Here is a 15,794-nt window from a genome sequence, read left to right on the forward strand (position 1 = left end):
CGGCTCAGGCGGAGATGATCTTGGTATATTCGTCGAGCGCCGGCCCGTAGTTCTCGGCGTACCATTCCATATCGAGCGGTATCTGCTTGCTCATATTTGCAGGATCGACCGGATTGAGGCGCTTCTTCTCCTCGGGGATCAGCGCATCGGCAGCGGGGTTCGCCGGACCCTGCCCGAGCATGTCGAACATGACGAGCTGCTTCTGCGGGTCCTGTGCGCTGGCAATGAACTTCATCGCCGTGTCACGGCCGCCGGGATTGCCCTTGATGACGGCCATGGCGCCCGGGGACAGCAGGCCCTGATCCCAGATGAACTTGATGCGGCCGCCCGAATCCTGCTCGATCAACGAGGCGCGCGTCGACCAGATCAGGGCCATCGAGGCTTCACCGTCGAGAAGCAGCGACTGGCTTTCCGAGCCGCCGCCCCAATAGGCTATGACGTTCTCCTTGAAGGCGGCGATCTTGTCGTGCGCGCGCTTCAGGTCCAGCGGATAGAGTTGTTCCGGCGCCACGCCGTCACCGAGGAGGGCGGCCTCCCACATGGCGCTGCCCCATTTGTAAAGCGAACGCTTGCCCGGGAACGTCGTCACGTCGAAGAAGTCGGCCATGCTCTTGGGCGGATTGTCGCCGTATTTTTCCGAGTCATAGGCGATGACATAGGAGAAGAAGTAGCTCGAAGCCGCATAGTCCCAGCCGAAACCGGGGCGCATCTTGCCCTTGTCGACGACGGCGTAGTCGATTTTCTCCATCATGTCCTGCTTGCCGAGCGTGATCGCCGAGAACGGGTCGGCGTCGACGATGTCCCAGCTCGGCGCGCCGCTTTTGAACTGGGCGGTGATGGCCCCTTCGGTCGGGCCCGAACCGTCCTGCTTGACGGTGACACCGGCCTCCTGCTGGAACGGCTGGCCATAGGCCTTGTCATAGGCGGTGACGGCATCGCCGCCCCAGTTCACGAACACTAGCTGCTTTTCCTGCGCCAGCGCACCGCCCGCCCTGAACGCCAGCGGCGCGCCGGCAAGAAGCATGGCGGCCAGCTGCGTAAAGCGCCGGCGGCTCATTTCGCCGCGCTTGACCTTGTCTGCGAGGATTTCGAGGCAGTCTTTCTGAAAGGCTTCATTCATTGTCGTTCCCCTGTTTTCTTGGATCTTCGGACTTCAATGGATCAGTCTTCTGCTTGTAAAATCTCTCAAACCGTCTCCGGCAGGATAAGTCCCCTCTCGGCGGGCCATGTCAGCCAGACGGTGTTGCCTTCCTCGAGCGCGAAGCGCGCGTCTTCCATCGGGACAGAGACGCTGGCCCTGCTCCCGCTGCGCGTAATCAGGTCGAGGCGCACCGCGGAGCCGAGATAGGTCGAGGATACCGCCGTGACGGGGATGCTGTTTTCGGCGATCGCCGGCTCCCGTGCGATCGACATATGCTCCGGGCGCACCGCGAGGATGGCGTCGCCGCGCGCTTCGCCGGGAGCAAAGCGCAGGGCGACCTCGCGATCCTCGCACAGGCCCCTCGCGCCGCCCTCGTCCGGCCGGATGTCGCGCAGCGGCAGCATGTTGATCTCGCCCAGGAACTCCGCGACGAAACGGTTGCCGGGGCGCTCGTAGACCTCCTGCGGCGTGCCGACCTGGAGAAGCTCGCCATGATTGAAGATGGCGACGCGCGAGGAGAGCGCCAGCGCCTCGCTCTGGTCATGGGTGACGAAGACGAAGGTCGTTCCCGTCTCCTCGTGCAGGCGCTTCATTTCCGCCTGCATCTGGCCGCGCAGGCTCTTGTCGAGAGCCGAAAACGGCTCGTCGAGAAGAAGAACCCCGGGCTCAAAGGCGAGCGCGCGCGCCAGTGCGACGCGCTGCTGCTGGCCACCGGAAAGTTTCGCCGGCAATTTGTGCTCGTGGCCCTGCAAGCCGACACGCTCGACCATTTCACCGACGCGGCGCTTGATCTCCGCCTCGGATTTGCGGCGCACGCGCAGCGGAAAGGCGATGTTGGCGGCGACGCTCATATGCGGAAAGAGGGCATAACCCTGGAAAACCATGCCGGAAGAGCGGCGTTCGGCCGGCTGGTCGGTGATGTCGATGCCGTCGCTGAACAGCTGCCCGCGGCTCGCACGTTCGAACCCGGCAAGAATCATGAGGAAGGTCGTCTTGCCGGAACCGGACGGGCCGAGCAACGTGAGAAATTCGCCGCGGCCGACATCGAGTGAAAGATTCTTCAGCGCGTGGAACGCGCCGTAGCTCTTTCCAATGCCGACCGCCTTGAGTTCCGCTGCACGTCTCGACTGCTGCATAGGCTCTCCCTCACCTGTCGAGGAAAGCGTATGCGCGCAATCGGCTCACGGCAACCGAATTATTTTCGCATTATTGGCAAATTCCATTCACCTATCCGGATCGACTATACCCGCACGCTTTGCGCGTCGGCCGCCGCATTGGCCAGGCTGGATCGCAGCCAGTCCCGGAAGGCCGGAAGGACCGGATGATCCGACTTGGCGGGATCGACGACCAGATAGTAGGAACGCGAGGCGCGAACCGCGATGTCGAAGGGGCGCACCAGCCTGCCTTCGCTCAACGCCTTCTGTCCGGTGAGCTCATCGCCCATGGCAATGCCCTGCCCCGCTATGGCGGCCGAGAAAACCAGGTTCATGTCGGAAAAGAAGATGCCGCTCGCCGGATCGGCATTTTCGACCTTGCTGAGCGAAAGCCACCGCGACCAGTCCTCGAAGTCGTTAAGATGGAGCAGGTTCGTGCGCAGCACGTCGGCAGGCTTTGCGAACCCGCCAAGCCGGTTGAGCAGGCTCGGGCTGCAAAGCGGGGTGAAGCGCACATCGCACAGAAGCTCCACGCTGCGGTTCGGCCAGTTGCCGTCACCGAAGGCGATGAACGCGTCCACATCGGGATTGCTCACATCGTCGAGGCGCCGCGGCGTGAGAATGGAAAGGGAGACATCCCGGTACATCTCCTGGAATTCCGCGATATGGGTACATAGCCACAGCGAGGCGAAGCCCGGCGTGCAACTGATACGGAACGAACCGCCGATGCCGCCGTCCCGGTATTGCGCCCCGGCATCACCGAGCATCGTCAACGCCTTGTGCACGTCATGGGCATAGCGCCGGCCGCGCGCGGTGAGCGCGACACCCTTGCCGACGCGCTCCAGCAGGTCGAAGCCGAGATCGCGCTCCAGCAGCCGCAACTGGTGGCTGACGGCGCTGCGGGTCAGGTGCAGTTCGTCCGCCGCCCGCCATACGCTGCCGTGGCGCGCGAAACTTTCGAGCGCCCGCAGCGCCTGTGTCGATGGAATCCGCATAACGCCCCGTCAAGTGAACAGAATTTGCACGAAACGATAAAACATATCACTTTTTGCGCAAGCCTTTCACTGCTTTCCTCTGATGGCAGGTGCAACACGCGAGGGCTTGACACGACATGACCGCAAACATTGCCGAGGAGACCGCAACGAACTGGGTCGATGCGCACGCCGGCGCCCTGTCGGAATGGACGAGCACTATCTGGCACAAGGGAGAGACGGCCTGGCGCGAGTACGAATCCGCCGCCTGGTATGTGGAGCGCCTGCGCAGCGAGGGATTCACGGTCGAGGAGGGCTCGGGCGGCATGCCGACGGCCTTCGCCGCCTCCTGGACAAACGGCAAGGGTGGCCCGGTCATCGCCAGCTATGCCGAATATGACGCCGTGCCCGGCAACTGCCAGGCCGCAAGCACGCGGAAAGGCCCCCGCCCCGGTCTCAACGAGCATGCCGGCGGCCATACCGATCCGCATTCGGCGCTTGGCATGAGCTCCTTCGGCGGCCTTCTCGCCACCAAGGCGGCGATGCAGGCACATGGTCTTCCCGGCACGCTGAAGTTCTTCGGAGAGCCCGCCGAAAAGGTACGCGGCTCCAAGCCGATCCACGCCGCCAAGGGCTATTATGACGGCCTCGACGCGATGATCAGTTTCCACCCCTGCTACATGCTGCCGCTGTGCAACACGGTGAACTGGGACACCCATTGCGGCGCGGCCTATGCGATGGTGTACCGCTTCGTCTGCGACGAGCCGGAAACATGGCTGAAACGGGCCAACGGCGTGCCGATCCCGCAGGCGCACAGCGCCGTGCGTGCGCCCGGCGCCAACGATGCGCTTTTCACCATGTACAACGCCTCCAAGGCGCTGCGCGATTCCATGCTGCCGCATATGGGCGGCTGGTCGATCAGCGAGGCGATCCTGACGGCGGGACAGGCGACCGCCGACAACCTGCCGGCGCGGCTTTCCGAAATCCAGTACATCATCCGCGTGCCGACCGTGGAGCTGGCCGAACAGGCGACCCTGATCCTCGACCGCAACGCCGAGGCTGCCGCCCGGCTGACCCATTGCCGCGTCGAAAAGATCTGGGTCTCGAAATCGCGCCCCGGCCTTGCCAACCATGTGATGGCCGATCTGGTCTATGGCAAACTCGCCGCCGTCGGCGCGCCAAAATGGGGCGCCCGCGCGAAGGAGATCGCCCGCGAGATCCAGTCCAGTGTCGGCCTGGAGCCGATGTCGAACCCCTTCCTGCCCGATTGCGAGAGGCTGATCAGCCCGCAGGAGGCCGAGCGCATCCTGCGGCAGGACCTGCCGCCCTCGCAGGTCAACTACACCTCGGACGACTATACCGACATGTGCTGGCACGCGCCGACGGCGCGCCTATACATCGCCCGTCCCATGCTGAGCGGGCCCGCCGGTTTCTCCTATCCCGACTGGGTGATGAACGCACTGGGCGGCATTCCGGAAACCATCGACCCGATGGTGATCTGCGCATCGAAGACCATCGCTCATTCGATGCTGGAGCTGCTGCAGAACGCCGGGGTGCGGGCCGCTGCCCGCAGGGAGTTCGAGGAGCGCACCGGCGGCGGTGTCGGCGGCACCGGATGGATTCCGCCGCTTGCCGACTACGAGGCGCCGATCGGCCTGCGCTGGCCCGAATATGTCACAACGGTGCGCGGCCGCGAATGGTGGATCCCGACCGCCGGCTATTGATGCCGCCCCCTCTCCATAGGTAGACGATCATGCGCTCTCTCTACGACCATCGCCCCAGCCACGCAGCCCGCGACGCTCACGCCGACCTCGTCCTGACCAATGGCCGTATCTATACCGGCGATCCCGGATTGCCGTGGTGCGAGTCCCTGGCCGTTTCGGGCGGGCGCATCGTTGCGCGTGGCGAGCGCGCGGACGTGGAGCACCTCATCGGGCCGCAGACCAGGATAAAGGACCTCGGCGGCCGGTTTGCCATGCCGGGTCTCTACGACATGCACACCCATCCCGACCTGGCGCTCGCACCGCGCTATGCCGAGGATCTGGACATCGGCATCGTCGATCCGACGCCCGATCAGGTGCGCGACGCCGTGCTGGCCTATGCGGCCAGGCACCCGGATCGCGAATGGATCTACGGGCAATATTTCGTCCGCTACACCTTCCGGCAGGCCGGTCTCGTGCCCGGCCGGGACTGGCTGGACAACGTGCTGCCCGATCGCCCCGTCGCCCTGCTCGACCGCATGTGGGGCACCATGATGGTCAACAGCGAGGCGCTTCGCCGTGCCGGCATCGGCGCTGAGACGCCCGACCCTCCCAACGGCTATCTCGAACGCGATCCGATCAGCCACGAACCGACGGGCCTGCTCATCGACGGTGCCTACGCCCTGATTCATGCCGCGATGCCGCCGACGCCCGTCCCGGTGCTGCGCGCCGCCTATCGCGACGGCGTACGCTACCAGTCCGCGCGCGGCGTGGTCGCCACCAAATACGTGCATGTCTGCGAGAACCGGCTGGAGGCGCTGCAAACCCTCGACCAGGCCGGCGAACTGACGCTCAGGGTCGAGGCCGCGATCAGCTGGCAGGACGATATCTTCCCCGTGCGCCGCCGCTGGGAGCTGCTCGCCGGCGAACGCCACTACTACCGCTCGGCCCGGCTCAACGCCAATGCCGTGAAATTCCACTTCGACGGCACCGTCGAACCGCGCTCGTCCTATCTCATGACGCCCTGGGACGGCGCGAACAGCGCCTGGCGCGGCAAGCTCAACCTGACGCCCGAACATCTCGCCGACATGGTCTGGGACATGGACCGGCAAGGCATCCGCGTGATCGCCCATTGCACGGGCGATGCGGCCTCCGACACGTTTCTGGACGCCGTCGAGGCGGCACGCCGGCGCCCGGGCGGCCTGGGCGTGCGCCATCAATGCGCGCACTCCACCATCCTGCACGGCGGCAACCTCAAGCGTTTTCGCGAGTTGAACGTCACCGCCGAATTCTCGCCGGTTTCATGGTATCCCTCGAAATTCGTCTCCGGCGCCCGCTCCGGCTACGGCCCCGAGCGGCTGTCGCGCGCCTACAACATCAAGGGCGTGCTGGAGGCCGGCGGCGTCGCCGTCGTCGGCACCGACTGGCCCGTCAGTCCGCTCGATCCCTGGATCGCGCTGGAAACCATGGTGACCCGGGCCAATCCCTGGGGGGAAACCGAGGGCCGGTTCGGCGAGCCGATCTCCCTCACCCAGGCCATCGACGTGATGACCAGAAACGGCGCCTGGTCGATGGGCATCGAGCACGAGGCCGGCACGCTGGAGATCGGCAAGTCCGCCGACATCATCGTGCTCGACCGCAACCTCTTCGAGATCGAGCCGCAGGGCAACATCCACTCCACCAGGGTGGACCTCACCTTCATGCAGGGGCAGCTCGTGCACGACCGGTTGGACGCGGCTTCCGAAGCCATCTGGCACGGCGAGGCCCCGAAACTATGGTGACCAGGCAGGCCGGACCAATACCGGTCACCGTGATCGGCGGTTTTCTCGGCGCGGGCAAGACAACGCTCGTCAACCATATTCTTGGCGGCGACCACGAACTGAAGATCGCCGTGATGGTCAACGATTTCGGCGCGATCAACATCGACGCCGCGCTCATCACCTCGACGGAAGGCGGCCTCTACAGCCTCTCCAATGGCTGTGTTTGCTGCGGGATGAACCAGGGCCTCGTCGAGCAGCTCGAAGAGCTGCTGAGCGCCCGCATGGACATCGACCATATCGTCATCGAGGCAAGCGGCGTCGCCGATCCCGCGCGGATCATGGACACGGTACGCTATGCCCGCTTTGCCGGGCGGCTGAGGGGCGATGCAATCGTCGTGCTGGTCGATGCCGCCGGCTTCGACGGCGCCATCGCCGCGGCGCCCGGTCTTGCGGAAGCGCAGGTCGGATCGGCCGATCTCCTGATCCTTAACAAGACCGATCTCGTATCGCGCGACATCCTTGACGCCTGGCATGCGCGCTGGGCCTTTCCCGACACGCGGACCATCGAGACGACGAACGCGCGCGTGCCGTTCGACCTCCTTTTCGCCGGCGGTTTTCCCTCCCGCGGCGCTAGCTCGCCCTTCGCGGCTATGCCGGTTCACGAGCAGGCCGAAAGCGTTACGTGGCGGCATGACGGCCCCATCGACGCCAAGCGCCTGCATGGGGTGCTCGCTGCGCTGCCTGCCCGCATCTACCGGGCCAAGGGTTTCGTGCAGGCAAGCGATGGCCGACTGTTCGCCGTTCACGTGGTCGGCACGCGGGTCTCCTTCGAACCGGCGGCGCATCTGCCCGAGGGCTTCGACGGACAAAGCCTGCTCGTGCTCGTCGGCTTCGGCCGGGATCTGCCGTTTGAAGGGGTGCTCGCGCAATTGAACGGTTGCGGTGCGCTTGCCCGCTCCGGGAAGAAGGGACCTGCCTGAGATGAAGACCGTCGGAACCTATCTGGTCGAACTGCTTGCCGCATATGGGGTGGATACCGTTTTCGGCATCCCCGGCGTCCATACGGTTGAAATGTATCGCGGGCTGCCGGGCAGCGGCATCCGCCACGTGACCCCGCGCCACGAACAGGGGGCCGGGTTCATGGCCGACGGCTATGCCCGCGCCACCGGCAGGCCTGGCGTGTGCTTCGTAATTTCCGGCCCCGGCCTCACCAACATCGCCACCGCCATGGCGCAGGCCTACGGAGATTCCGTGCCGATGCTGGTCATCACCAGCGTCAACCCGCCTGGCCGCATGGGGTCGGGCGAAGGACACCTGCACGAACTGCCCGACCAGCGCCAGCTCGCTCGCCAGTTCACCGCCTTCAGCCACACCGTGCTGCGGGCGGAGGAGCTGCCTCAGGTCATCGCCCGCGCCTTTGCCGTCTTCGCTTCGGCCCGTCCGCGCCCGGTGCATATCGAGTTGCCTGTGGATCTACTGATGCTGGATGCCTCCGTACTGCCCTCTCCGCAGAAGCGGCCACCCCCTAGCCGCCCCGCGCCGGAAGCGCAGGCAATCACGGCCGCCGCCGCCCTGTGCTCGCAGGCCGTGCGCCCGGTCATCCTGGCTGGCGGCGGTGCCGCCGATGCCGCGTCCCCCTTGCTCCGGCTGGCCGAAACGCTCGACGCCCCGGTGATCATGACCGTCAACGGCCGCGGCGTTCTGCCACCGGGCCATCCCCTTGGCGTTTCGTGCAGCCCCGCCATGGCGGCGACGGCCAACCTCATCGAGGCGGCCGATCTGGTGATTGCGGCGGGCACCGAGTTTGGGCCGACCGACTACGATTTCTATGAGACGGGCGGCGCGCGCATCACCGGGAAACTGATCCGCATCGACATCGATCCCGAGCAGGCCATGCGCGGCCGGCCGGCCGATATCGCGCTGGTAGCCGACTGCGCCCTTGCGCTCGACGCGCTGACCGCGAGGATCCCGCCGCGCATGGCGAACGACGGGGCTGCACGCGCAAGGGCCGCCAGAGAGGCTGTTCGAGAAATGCTCAATCCGGTTCTGCGCGCCGGCGTCGATCTCATGGAGATCGTGCGCGAAGCCCTGCCCGACGTCATTATTGTCGGCGACTCCGCGCAGCCCGTCTATGCAGGCTGCATCGACTTTGCCGCGAACAGGCCGCGGTCGTGGTTCTGCTCGGCAACCGGCTACGGCACGCTCGGCTATGCACTGCCCGCCGCCGCGGGAGCGCTGATCGGCACCGGCCGACCAACCGTCTGCCTTGCCGGCGACGGCGGCATCCAGTTCACCCTGCCCGAACTCGCCGCCGCCCGCGAGGCCGGCCTGCCGCTCGTCGTGCTGCTGTGGAACAACAACGGCTACGGCGAGATCAAGGCCTACATGGAAGCACGCGGCATCGCGCCGATCGGCGTCGATATCTATACGCCGGATTTCCTGGCCATCGCCCGCGGCTTCGGCTGTAAGGCCGAGCGCCTGAGAAGTCCTGGCGAGCTGCCGGCGCTTTTGAGATCGGCCATCCGGCGTACGTGCCCCACGGTCATTGAAATCGATGAAGAGGCCTATGTAACCGCCACGGCAGATGTAGGCCGCCACAAACGTCTGATCTGAGGCCCACCGAAAACCAATAACTTAGCGCCGAGGCCGCCGCAACCGATTGATCTCGCCGCCGCATACCTCTGATCCGAACTGTGTCTGCCGCCACATACCTCTGATCATTGAGACATATAATTGATTTTCTTAGGCAAGTCGGAGGCGACTTAACGTCGTAGAAATTGCGCGAAGCTGGCGAACGCAATGGAACTAGGGGAAGTTGGCTGGATCAAAAGTGAGCGCGACGAACACCCCACCTTTCCTTTTGTGATTGATGCCGCGAGAACAACTCCTTCATCGACAGGAGCGGAACGGGATGGTTGGAGATCGCGCTGATGCCATGCTTGAAGCCATGGATGAAGGCATGCATGAAGCCAGGCATGAGGGAAAGTATCGTCGGATCGAGGTGATCACGGGTCGACGCCAGCGGCGGAATTGGACCGACGAGGAGAAGGCGCGGATCCTTGCCGAAAGTGCAGAACCTGACGTGAACATCTCGGCGATCGCCCGGCGCTGGGGCGTCAATCGCGGTCTGCTGAACGTCTGGCGGCGCGAAGCCGGACTGACCTCTCGACGATCCGCGCAAGCCGGCGCACAGCAGGCCATGTTCGTGCCGGTGACGGTGGTTGGCGATAGAACGTCTTGCGAGAACTCGCCGTCGGATATCGCCCACGACGCCGCGGGGCGTATTGAGATCGAGATTGCTGGCGCGCGCATGACCGTGATCGGTTCGGTGGCGCCCGAATTAGCGCAGGCGATCGTGGCAGCGTTGCGAGCACGCCGGTGATTGGACTTTCGCCTGGTGGAGTGAAGATCATGGTGGCGACGCAGCCGGTCGACTTCCGGCGCGGCATGAATGGGCTTGTTGCGCTGGTGGCGTCAGCGCTTGCGGCTGATCCCTACTGTGGTGACGTGTTCGTGTTCCGCGCCAAGCGTCTCGATCGCCTGCGCTGCATTTATTGGGACGGATCAGGCATGATCCTGGCGACGAAATGGCTGGAGGCTGGCACGTTCGTTTGGCCACCGATCCGCGATGGCGCGATGCAGATGAGTAGCCAGGAGTTCTCCCTTTTGCTGGCCGGTATCGACTGGACGCGGGTCAGGCGAAACACCGTAAAGCGGCCAACGAAAGCAGGCTGATCCTATTGGATTTGCTTGAAGATTCAGGGTCATGTGCTAGGGTCTGCCATGCCGCTTCGACCCGACCCTTTACCTCAGGATGCCGCGCAATTGAGCCGGATCATTCTCTCGCTCGATGCAGAGAATGCCGACCTCAAGGCGCGTGTTGCCTTCCTGGAGCGGCAGCTCTTTGGGCCGAAATCGGAGAAGATGACGGCGATCGACCCGAAGCAGGCGACGCTTGAGCTTGGCGATCTCAGCGACATTCCCGTGGCGGCCAATGACGATGTTGCACCCGTGGCTGACAGCCGAAAGCAGGAGCGGCGATCGCCGGCGCGCAACATCGGCCGGTTACCCAGGCATCTCCCACGGTATGAAGAGCTCATCGAGCCGGAGAGCAAGATTTGCCCGTGCTGCTCGTTCGAGCTGCATTGCATCGGCACGGACGCCAGTGAGGCGCTCGACATCGTGCCGGCGGTTGTCCGGGTGAAGCGGACGATCCGGCCGCGTTATGCATGCCGGGCCTGCGAAAGCGTCATTGTGCAAGCGCCCGCACCGGCGCGCGTGATGGACGGCGGCATGGTGACCACGGCGTTTGCCGCCCATGTGGCCGTTTCGAAGTTCGCCTGGCATTTGCCGCTTCATCGCCAGGCGCAGATGCTTGCCTCCTGCGGCGTCATCATCGATCGCGGCACGCTTGGGGCCTGGGTGACGCGGGTCGCCTGGTGGCTCGAGCTTCTCTACAATGCGCTGCTAGCCTTCATCCGCTCCCAGCCAAGGGTGTTCTGTGACGAGACGCCGCTTCCGCGGCTCGATCCGGGGCGCAAACGAACCAAGGTCTGCCAGTTGTGGGCGCAAGCGATCGACGATCGCCCATGGAATGGTCCGGCGCCGCCGGCGGTGGCCTATACTTTTGCCGAAAGCCGCAGCGCCCGCGAGGTCGAGGGGCAATTGTCGTCGTTTGCCGGCGTGCTCCAGGTCGATGGGTACCAAGCCTATAAAACCTTGGCCAAGCGCCGGGGGAAGAGCAATGTCGCCCCCATGCGGCTGGCCTTCTGCCTTGCCCATGCCCGGCGCAAGTTCGTCGAAATCGTCAAGATGACCGGGTCTGCTGAGGCCCTGTCGATCCTGGCCAGGATTGCCGAAATCTACCGTATCGAAGCGAAACTGCGCGGCGAAAATGCCGATACCCGGCTCACGGTGCGGCGTCGCGAGGCAGCGCCCGTCATGGGCGAACTGAAGGCCCAGCTCACCGAACTTAGCGACGAGGTGTCGTCGAAATCGGCGCTTGGCAAGGCCGTCACCTACACGCTCAACCACTGGAACGGACTGGCAGCCTTCCTGGAGGATGGCCGGATCGAAGTGGACTCCAATGTGGTCGAGCGTTCGATGAAATCGGTGGCTCTGACGAGGAAGAACTCGTTGTTCGTGGGCAGCGAACGCGGTGGCAAGACCTTCGCCGTCCTCGCATCGCTCGTCAACACGGCAAAGCTCAATAGTGTAGACCCCGAAGCTTGGCTTGCCGACGTGCTCGAGCGCATCATCTCCGGCAAGGTGACCGCGAACCAGATGGATACGCTCTTCCCATGGACCTGGAAGGCCGACCGCGAGAGCATTGCAGATCAGGAGCGACGGGCGGCATGACACAGAACAGCCAAGGGGTTACGGCACGGCCGAAGCTCGATGACGAGGCGTTCGAGGCCTTCATCAGGGCACGCCGTCCAGTCTCGCCGATCTGGTCGATGAGCGGCCTCGACGGTTATCTCACGGCTCTCATCATCGGCCCGAGGTTTATCGACCCGCGTCAGTGGATCCCGGAGCTGACTGGCCCGGATGCCCTGAACCTGCCGATGGAAACAACCGAGCATCGAGCCGTCCAGACCATCGTTGCGGAATACAACCGGATATCGGCAAGCCTCGCCGAAACGCCGAAAGACCATCGGCCCAGGTTCACCAAGATCGATGATCAGACCTTTGATCCCTTCGATTGGGACCTCTGCTTTCTATTGGGAACAAGGTACGCACCCAAGCTTTGGCAGCCCGTCCTTCGAGGTCATGCCGTCACCGGGGATATCGTCGCGCCCATCCGCAAGCTCGGTGAGGCAAAACGGAACGCGACCCGTCAGGATGCTACAAAGGTCGCGGAAGCGCTCATCAATATTCGAGCCTATTTTATGCCGAAGCGAGCGAAGCAGACGTTCTGACCGACAGCCGGAAACCTATTCAGTCAATCACGGAAGCCGTGGGCCCTTCGTTGCGCTCACGATCAAAATAAATGCAGTCAACTGTAGATGATGCTCAAGGTCTCGTGCTGGTGATGGCCCGATGTATCTGGCCGGTTGTTGCGAACTTCTAAGCTTGCATGCAAAACTTGGCTCATCGCTCCCGATTTGACCGAAACCGAGTTTCCATGTCGATAACTGAAACGCACTTCCGCAAGTCCGTCTCAAACCTCAAGCCCCCCTCTTCAGGTCAGTATATCCAGGCAGACTGGGATTTGGCTTACGGGAAGATTTCCCCAACAGATGACGATACTCGGCTCTATGAAGCCGCCAAATGGATAGCTTCGGAATATGCCGAGTTGTCAAAAAAATATCCGTCGCCTGCCTTTGGCTCCCTAGATTCAGAATGGGCCACAATCCTGGCGGTAGCTATATTGAACCGGGATCACCGCATCGCCGAGAAGTTGCGCGACGAGGTCGCCAAAGAACGTCGAGATGATCCAATATATTCAATGGATGCCTTTTCTGGTCTCCGGATCGAGGGCAACAACGGACAACATTTCACGACAACGGATTTCGCCGAGAGCAGCACAGACCTTACCGAAAACTGGCTTTTCGATGCTCTTAAAGTATCTGGATCGAGCGCTCCGCCCGAAGACCTCACTACATTCGGCGTGGCGGCTGGCAAGTTCTATAGCTTCCGAAAACTTTTGAGCACGCTTTGGAACCAGGCATGGTTCGATGCCTGGTATTTTGACCTCGACAAAGATGGTGCAACGATATGGATGCCTAGCGACCCAGATGCCATGATCCTAGATCAGAGTTGGCTACAGCGCCAACAAACGAATTTGATGAACTACCCGTATATCGATATCTCTATTTGGCCGTCACTTTCGCCGAGTCAGCGAAGGAAGCGCTCCAGATTGAGGGCCGTGACGTCAGTTAGGAGGACCGAAAATTCGGTGCTGGCCCGAGTGTCTTCTGCGCAGTATCTCTCTTCAAGACCACCTGTATATACGATCGAGAGAAGCGGGCTGGAAGGCTCCTTTATCGCAGATTTTCTTGACGTTGATATGCCGAATGCAAAAGGCGTGACGGTGGCGCACCTTTTATCGGCATGGCATCTGATCCTTGACATCGCACACGGGCTGAGCCGGGTTACGAAGCTTCCCCAAACAATATCGCCCAAAGACGCACAAGAAATAGCACTGACTGTACCAGAAGGTACGCTGGTTCAAGCTATCGCTGAGGGGATACCTGTCGACGCAGTGACGGCAAAAAAAATCGTCGAGTTTTTGACGTTCGAAATCAAAACGTCGAAAAATCAGAAGGGAAATCGAGGTCTTTGGTCCGCTCCCTTGGTTAAGATTCCCAACTGTAATGATTATCTTTTGCCACTTCCCGCCCTGGAAACGAGTAACCCTTTGCGCAAGGCAGAGGCTTGGATGGAAAAGGGAGGTATTGATGACTCTAACCCGATTGCTGCTCGGGGTGAAAAATACGAAGAAATATACCGTGCCAGAATACGGCAGGCAGTTATCGACAATCGATATTTCAAAACCGCTTCAGTTGCGGAACATGGAGTTAAAAAGACAAAAGACTTCGGTGAGCAGATCGATCTTCTCGTGGCTTTCGGTGGTATCTGCCTAGTTGGAGAAGTTAAGCTGCTGTTGATGCCGGCCGATCCTTTCGAGAAAGCTCGGTACGACGGGAAATTGAAATCTGCCGCTACCCAAGCGAAACGAAAAACGCAGCTTTTGCAGACTCGACCTGACGTTGCCGCAAAGGCGCTAGGAATAGCCGTGGAGTCTGCCAAGAGCCTCCGATATATCCCGATTGTAATTCCAGCACAGGACTACGGCTTTTCGACAAAGGTGGATGATGTCCTGATCGTTGAGGCATCTTTTTTGAAGCTTTATCTCAGTGGCGGCGACCTTGTGGTTGGTCGAGCGATTCAGAAAGGGAGCTCCAGGGCAATCGACAGGACGATCCAATACTATCAAACGGAAGCCCAGGCAGGACAGAAATTCGAATCAGAAGCCTCAGCACCATACGTTCTGAAGCGTATCAAAGAACGATTTGAATGGTCATCGACCCCAATTCCGACGATCGCACATTCCGAGGCATACATGGCGGTTCCAATTTTCGGTGACGTGACCGGGATCGAGAGACAGAAAGCGCGATCGCTCATTTCTAGGCTCAGTAACGGCCAATCAGAGTTTCGGCGGCGATAAAATCGACATCGTACTATATTGCCATAGCCTTCCAACGGGCACATTTAGGGCATCGACGGTTTGCGAGGCTCATTATGGACGACGATCGGTTTTCGACCGAAGACGAGACAGGCGCGATGACAAAATCTCTTGGCTCCGCCCTAGACGATATCACGTTCAAACCTCTCGGACGCCGTATCAAGGTCAGAGCAGGTCGTGATATCGGTCGTGTTCGGCAACGCGAAATCGTCCAGGCATCCCCTACGTCGAAAGGCGCTACGCCTACCTGATTTCGGCGCACCCCTGTAAACGCTACTCGTGAAGACCCCAGTTTCTGTCGGCATCGTTTCTACGATTGGACGCCTCTGGCGGCTTTCCAGTTCCGGAAAATCGCTTCTCACCATCCGAGCCGGTCCAATAGAATGTCACCTCGTTACCCCGACTTTTCCCGCTGTTGCTGGGATAGCTCTGGACCGTCTTGGTAACCGCGATACCCGCGAGAACAAGCGTCGCCTCGCCGCCTTTGGGAAATTGCTTCCAGAATATGGTATCGAGAAATCTGTTGTCCTGGAAATCCCGCTCCTCCACGAATGAGATATCCTTGAGTGCAGCTTCCTTCCGTCTGCGATCGGCGATCTGCTCCCGGAGAGCATCGGCATTTTCAAGATATCGTTCAGCACTCGGGGTATCGCTGATACTCGTCCCACGATCCATTGGAAGCCTAGAAGTTCGATAAGCAGCCAAGATAGCTGCGGCAGCATCAGGGCCGATACAATCGACGAAAAAATCGCCTCGCCGCTCAGTGAAGATGTCGCGGCGCTCATCGCTCGTCAGGATATCGCCGTCCAAGATCAGCTTTCTCGCCTTTATCGGCCGGACACCCGGAAGCGACTTTACGAAGTCGGTCAGCGAAATCATG

General features: G+C 61.8%; 13 protein-coding genes. 9 read left to right on the forward strand and 4 right to left on the reverse strand.

Translation table 11 applies throughout. The features are described from left to right. Positions 1 to 4: 4 nt before the first annotated feature. The 3 genes from WMC41_RS13420 to WMC41_RS13430 form a co-directional block, all read right to left on the reverse strand. Positions 5 to 1,120 (reverse strand): ABC transporter substrate-binding protein, encoded by a 1,116-nt coding sequence (locus tag WMC41_RS13420; protein WP_432343871.1) that lies wholly within the window; start codon positions 1,118 to 1,120, stop codon positions 5 to 7. 65 nt (positions 1,121 to 1,185) lie between these two features. Continuing rightward, a complete protein-coding gene (locus WMC41_RS13425; protein ID WP_432343874.1) occupies positions 1,186 to 2,277 on the reverse strand; it encodes an ABC transporter ATP-binding protein in 1,092 nt (363 codons plus the stop codon). A 104-nt stretch (positions 2,278 to 2,381) separates the two neighbouring features. After that, positions 2,382 to 3,290, reverse strand: a complete 909-nt coding sequence (locus tag WMC41_RS13430; protein ID WP_244766932.1) for a LysR substrate-binding domain-containing protein — start codon at positions 3,288 to 3,290, stop codon at positions 2,382 to 2,384. Between the two features lie 116 nt (positions 3,291 to 3,406). Here WMC41_RS13430 and WMC41_RS13435 point away from each other — a divergent pair, with 116 nt between their 5' ends. From WMC41_RS13435 to WMC41_RS13475, 9 genes are all read left to right on the forward strand, one after another. Beyond that, positions 3,407 to 4,990: an amidohydrolase gene (locus WMC41_RS13435; protein ID WP_432343877.1), complete on the forward strand. Its 1,584-nt coding sequence runs from the start codon at positions 3,407 to 3,409 to the stop codon at positions 4,988 to 4,990. A gap of 29 nt (positions 4,991 to 5,019) precedes the next feature. Continuing rightward, positions 5,020 to 6,747, forward strand: coding sequence for an amidohydrolase (locus tag WMC41_RS13440; RefSeq protein WP_432343880.1), 1,728 nt, complete (start codon positions 5,020 to 5,022; stop codon positions 6,745 to 6,747). Next, positions 6,741 to 7,706: a CobW family GTP-binding protein gene (locus tag WMC41_RS13445; protein WP_432343882.1), complete on the forward strand. Its 966-nt coding sequence runs from the start codon at positions 6,741 to 6,743 to the stop codon at positions 7,704 to 7,706. The genes WMC41_RS13440 and WMC41_RS13445 overlap by 7 nt, the downstream gene beginning before the upstream one ends. 1 nt (position 7,707) lies before the next feature. After that, complete coding sequence (locus tag WMC41_RS13450; protein WP_432343884.1) at positions 7,708 to 9,339, forward strand: 5-guanidino-2-oxopentanoate decarboxylase; 1,632 nt, start codon at positions 7,708 to 7,710, stop codon at positions 9,337 to 9,339. 298 nt (positions 9,340 to 9,637) lie between these two features. Then, positions 9,638 to 10,108 carry an IS66-like element accessory protein TnpA gene (gene tnpA, locus WMC41_RS13455; protein ID WP_432343330.1) on the forward strand — a complete coding sequence of 157 codons (471 nt, stop codon included), beginning with the start codon at positions 9,638 to 9,640 and terminating at the stop codon, positions 10,106 to 10,108. After that, a complete protein-coding gene (gene tnpB / locus WMC41_RS13460; RefSeq protein WP_160788235.1) occupies positions 10,105 to 10,461 on the forward strand; it encodes an IS66 family insertion sequence element accessory protein TnpB in 357 nt (118 codons plus the stop codon). The genes tnpA and tnpB overlap by 4 nt, the downstream gene beginning before the upstream one ends. 48 nt (positions 10,462 to 10,509) lie before the next feature. After that, on the forward strand, positions 10,510 to 12,084 hold the full coding sequence (tnpC, locus tag WMC41_RS13465; protein ID WP_432343327.1) for an IS66 family transposase: 1,575 nt from the start codon (positions 10,510 to 10,512) through the stop codon (positions 12,082 to 12,084). Next, positions 12,081 to 12,644 carry a YecA family protein gene (locus WMC41_RS13470; RefSeq protein ID WP_432343324.1) on the forward strand — a complete coding sequence of 188 codons (564 nt, stop codon included), beginning with the start codon at positions 12,081 to 12,083 and terminating at the stop codon, positions 12,642 to 12,644. The genes tnpC and WMC41_RS13470 overlap by 4 nt, the downstream gene beginning before the upstream one ends. 206 nt (positions 12,645 to 12,850) lie before the next feature. Then, positions 12,851 to 14,896, forward strand: a complete 2,046-nt coding sequence (locus tag WMC41_RS13475) for a hypothetical protein (protein WP_432343886.1) — start codon at positions 12,851 to 12,853, stop codon at positions 14,894 to 14,896. 291 nt (positions 14,897 to 15,187) lie between these two features. Here WMC41_RS13475 and WMC41_RS13480 read toward each other — a convergent pair whose 3' ends face one another. Further along, a complete protein-coding gene (locus WMC41_RS13480; RefSeq protein ID WP_432343888.1) occupies positions 15,188 to 15,793 on the reverse strand; it encodes a hypothetical protein in 606 nt (201 codons plus the stop codon). Position 15,794: the final 1 nt, after the last annotated feature.

This window comes from Shinella yambaruensis (assembly GCF_050859155.1).
Classification (GTDB): domain Bacteria; phylum Pseudomonadota; class Alphaproteobacteria; order Rhizobiales; family Rhizobiaceae; genus Shinella; species Shinella yambaruensis.